The 4,491-nt window shown below is 30.8% G+C and carries 5 protein-coding genes and 1 riboswitch; all 5 genes read left to right on the forward strand.

The features are described 5' to 3' along the window. Positions 1-264: 264 nt before the first annotated feature. Positions 265-882 carry a lactate utilization protein gene (locus J7M77_RS11960; protein ID WP_296878851.1) on the forward strand — a complete coding sequence of 206 codons (618 nt, stop codon included), beginning with the start codon at positions 265-267 and terminating at the stop codon, positions 880-882. 141 nt (positions 883-1,023) lie between these two features. Next, positions 1,024-1,199: riboswitch (Lysine riboswitch) on the forward strand. Between the two features lie 60 nt (positions 1,200-1,259). Then, positions 1,260-1,733, forward strand: coding sequence for an ACT domain-containing protein (locus J7M77_RS11965; RefSeq protein WP_296878853.1), 474 nt, complete (start codon positions 1,260-1,262; stop codon positions 1,731-1,733). Between the two features lie 11 nt (positions 1,734-1,744). Then, positions 1,745-2,638, forward strand: coding sequence for a 4-hydroxy-tetrahydrodipicolinate synthase (dapA, locus tag J7M77_RS11970; RefSeq protein ID WP_296878856.1), 894 nt, complete (start codon positions 1,745-1,747; stop codon positions 2,636-2,638). Between the two features lies 1 nt (position 2,639). Further along, complete coding sequence (gene dapB / locus J7M77_RS11975) at positions 2,640-3,383, forward strand: 4-hydroxy-tetrahydrodipicolinate reductase (RefSeq protein ID WP_296878858.1); 744 nt, start codon at positions 2,640-2,642, stop codon at positions 3,381-3,383. Between the two features lie 12 nt (positions 3,384-3,395). After that, positions 3,396-4,491: diaminopimelate decarboxylase (gene lysA / locus J7M77_RS11980; protein WP_296878860.1), on the forward strand; the 1,096-nt coding region annotated here is incomplete at its 3' end.

Here is a 4,491-nt window from a genome sequence, read left to right on the forward strand (position 1 = left end):
GCCAATTTCAAGTATTGTTGATATGGCTAGAACGGCAACTAATGTAATTGGAGCAGCTAGCGCGGCAGTACTGGTATCCAAAAGTGAAGAGAAAACAAATTTTGAAAATGCTAAAGTAGAAAAAGATTTTGAAATAGTAAGTGAATAAACGTTGAGCATCTTTAACTTAGATGCTCTTTTTAATTGTGATTGAAATAGTTTGATTGTTTTTGTAATTAAATAGTGTTACACTTTTTAAGATCAAAGGTGATAGGAGTAAAAATAATGAATTTAGAAATAAATAAAGTAATTGAAAATTTTAAAAGAAATAATATTGAAGTTATCTATTTAGATGATCCGCAAGAAATTTTTGATTTTTTAGATAAACAAATTAAAGATCAAATGTCAATTGGAATTGGTGGCAGTATGACACTTTTTGAAACTGGAATTATTGATTATTTAAAAAATAGAAAGATAAATTATTTGGATAGATATCAAGAGGGGTTATCTAAAGAAGAATTGTTTCAAATTTTTGATAAATCACTCACCTGTGATATTTATTTAACGAGTAGTAATGCAATTACTGCTGATGGTTATTTATATAATATTGATCGAACGGGAAATCGAGTAGCTGCGATGACGTATGGACCAAAAAAAGTTATTGTGGTGGCGGGGACAAATAAATTAGTTCAAGATATTCCGGAAGCAATTAATCGAGTTGAAAAAATTGCGGCACCTAAAAATTGTTTACGCTTAAATAAAGGCACTCCTTGTAGTAAAATAGGCTATTGTGTTCATTGTCATCATGAAGATAAGCTATGTTCTTTTTATTCAATCATTGGTCATCAGTATGTTAAAAATAGAATTACCGTTGTTTTAATAAATGGTAATTATGGTTTTTAAAAATTTATAGTAAAATAATAGTCTATTTTTGTAACTTAATCATATATTATAAGGAAGTGAAATGTTTCTATTTAAAAACATTGATTAAAACAGTATAATTAATATTGTATTATGATATTTATTGTGATATATTGTAAGCAGATATTAGATAGAGGCGCGAGTTGTTAAGAAGCTATTATTGATGATGCTGTAACGAGATTTTAGTGGAGGAGCATTCGCCGAAGAAATAAATAATTGCAGTTATTTATATTCTGGGCTTATAGAGAAAATCTATAAGACTGTCATTATCTTTTTGATAATGGTGAGCTATCATTGTTCATACGCTGTTTATGTTGCAATGATACTCATTGCAACTTTTTTTGTAAGGGAGGCGGACAATGATGGAAAAAGTTATTGATGCAGTGAGCTATGAGGAAAATATTATTCAGTTACAATTAAAAAACGTACCAAAACATCCAATGATAATTGCTAAGATTTTTACTATTATTAGCGAATGTAAAGTAAATGTGGATATGATTTCTCAAGTTATGATTGAAGATGCGATGCAAATCGAAATTACTTTAGATGAAAAATATCAAAAGAATCTAAACGATGCAATTTTAAGATTAAAAGAAGAAGTACCGCAATTGGAAATTGCCACTAATCGAAAATATTTTAAAATCGCTTTAGGTGGTAAACTATTAGAAGTTACTCCAGGTGGAGCGGCTCAAGTATTTAGAATTCTTGGTGAAAATAATATACATTTTTATCAGGTAACAACTTCAAAGAGAACGATTTCGTTTATCGTTGATAAAAAACATCGCGATCTGGCAATGCAAAAGTTAAATGAAGCATTTAGCTTAAATATATAAAGGAGGATATTATGGCTATATTTGAAGGAAGTGCAGTTGCACTAGTATTACCAATGCATGAAGACGGAAGTATTGATTATGATAGTTTTAAAAAACAAGTACAAAGAATGATTGATGGTGGCGTTCAGGCTTTATTAGTTAATGGAACAACAGGTGAAACACCAACAATCCATATTGATGATGAATTTGAATTATTAGATATTACTTTACAGATGGCTAAAGGAACGGGAATTAAAGTTATCGCTGGGGCTGGTTCTAATGATACCGCAACTGCTTTAACTAAAGCAAAATATGCTAAAGAAAAAGGTGCTGATGCAATTTTAGTAGTAACGCCATACTACAATAAAACAAGTCAGCGCGGTTTGATCAAACATTATACAACGATTGCTGACAGTGTTGATATTCCAATGATTCTTTATAATGTACCAGGTAGAACCGGAATGAACATTACAGTTGATACAGTTGTAGAATTAGCTAAACATAAAAATATCGTTGCTATGAAAGACGCAACTGATAATATTGCTTATGCAATGGAAGTTTTAGCTAAAACTCAAGGTATGGATTTTGATATGTATTCAGGTTGTGATGATAACATCTTGCCATTTATTTGTGCCGGTGGTAAAGGGGTTATTTCAGTATTATCAAATATTTATCCCCGTCAAACTGAATTATTAGCACAGCTAGCTTTAAAAGGTGATATGCCACGAGCTCAAGAATTAGCTTATGCTTTAGAGCCAGTTAGTCGTTATTTATTCATCGATGTTAATCCAATTATGCCTAAAGCAGCATTAGAACATTTAGGTGTATGTAAAGCAACAGTAAGATTGCCATTGATTGAAACAACGGAAGAAAACAAAAAATTATTATTTGATGCAATGTCTGCATTTGAAAAGTTGGGGTTTTAAGATGAAAGTAATAGTATATGGATATGGCTTAATGGGAAAAAAAGTTGCTCATAAAGTAAGAAGCCAGGAAAATATGGAACTAATTGGAGTTGTTAGTTATGAATTTGATGAAAAAGTTCCTGAAAAAAGTTATCGTTCATTAACTGAATGTGATGAAAAAGCCGATGTAATCATCGACTTTTCACATCCAGCTAATTTAGATGATATTTTAGATTATGCACTAGAAAATAAAACAAAACTAGTTATTGCAACAACTGGATATAGCCAAGAACAACTAGATAAAATAAGTGCGGCAGCTAAACAAATACCAATTTTCCAATCATATAATACTTCTTTTGGAGTACAAATGTTTACAAAAATGTTACGTGCTTTCGCAAAAGAATTCTATGAAGCTGGATTTGATATTGAAATTTTAGAAAAACATCATAATCAAAAAATCGATGCTCCTTCAGGAACAGCTAAACTTTTATATGAAGTAATGGCTGAAGAAATTGATGGTGTAGAAGCTTGTTATGATCGTAGTAGTCTACATGAAAAACGGAAACATGAAAGCATTGGAATTCAGACAATGCGTGGGGGAACAATTTTTGGTGAACATACAGTAATGTTTGCAGGAAATGATGAAATAATTGAAATTAAACATACTGCTTTATCTAAAGAAGTCTTTGTTCAAGGAGCAATTAGCGCTGCTTATGCTTTAAAAGATAAAGAAAATGGTTTATATACTTTAAAATCATTATATTAATAGGGGGAAGTTATGGTATTACAAACAAAGTTTGCCAATATTAAAGAAAATAATTTATACATAGATGATGTTAATGCCTGTGATTTAGCGAAAAAATATGGAACACCATTATATGTAATGTCAGAAGGACATATTCGTAATCAATTTAATACATTGAAAACTAAAATGATTGATAAATACGAAAATACATTACCACTATTTGCATCAAAATCATTTTCATGTAAAGCTATTTATCAGCTGGCAATGGAATACGGTGTAGGAATTGATTGCGTTTCGGCTGGAGAAATTTCAGTGGCATTAAAAGGTGGTTTTGATCCTAAAAAGATTTATTTCCATGGAAATAATAAATTAGCATCAGAAATCGAATATGCACTAAAAAATGGAGTAGAAAACTTTGTTATTGACAATTTCTATGAAATTGAATTAGTTCAAGAAATTGCCGCTAAGCTTGGAGTTATGGTCAATGGAATCGTTAGAATTACTCCTGGGGTATATGCCGGGGGACATGATTATATTCGGGTAGGAGCTAAAGATACTAAATTTGGTTTTAGTTCTCATGATAATACGTATTTAAAAGCAATTAAAAAAGTAATTGATGCTCCTAATATTAAATTTGATGGAATTCATTGCCATGTCGGAAGTCAAATTGAAGATATTCAAGCTTATATTTTAGCTATGAATAAGTTTGTAGAAATCTCTTGTGAAATATATGATATCTTTGGTATTGTAATCAATAAATTAAATGCTGGTGGTGGTTTTGGAATTGCTTATACTAAAGCTGATCGACCATTGGAATTTGAAAAAGTAGTTGATACGATCATGGATATTGTCACTAAAGGATTTGAAGAAAGAAACTTGAAACGACCAATGGTTTTAGTTGAACCAGGACGTTACTGTGTTGGAAATGCAGGAATTACATTATATACCGTAGGTTCTTATAAATTTATTAAAGATATCCGTGATTATATTACTGTCGATGGCGGAATGACGGATAATATTCGTTCAAGCTTATATGGTGCTAAATATGATGCTCTTATTGCTAATAAAGCAAATATGCCAGCTGATCATTTAGTAACTGTAGCTGGTAAAAACTGTGAATCAGGTGATA

Source organism: Thomasclavelia sp., from assembly GCF_017889095.1.
In the GTDB taxonomy this organism is placed as follows: Bacteria; Bacillota_I; Bacilli_A; order Erysipelotrichales; family Coprobacillaceae; genus Thomasclavelia.

What these genes read in the sequence shown, in the direction of transcription:
- J7M77_RS11960 (WP_296878851.1), top strand. Translation starts at nt 265, where the DNA reads ATGAATTTAGAAATAAATAAAGTAATTGAAAATTTTAAAAGAAATAAT.
- J7M77_RS11965 (WP_296878853.1), top strand. Translation starts at nt 1,260, where the DNA reads ATGATGGAAAAAGTTATTGATGCAGTGAGCTATGAGGAAAATATTATT.
- dapA (WP_296878856.1), top strand. Translation starts at nt 1,745, where the DNA reads ATGGCTATATTTGAAGGAAGTGCAGTTGCACTAGTATTACCAATGCAT.
- dapB (WP_296878858.1), top strand. Translation starts at nt 2,640, where the DNA reads ATGAAAGTAATAGTATATGGATATGGCTTAATGGGAAAAAAAGTTGCT.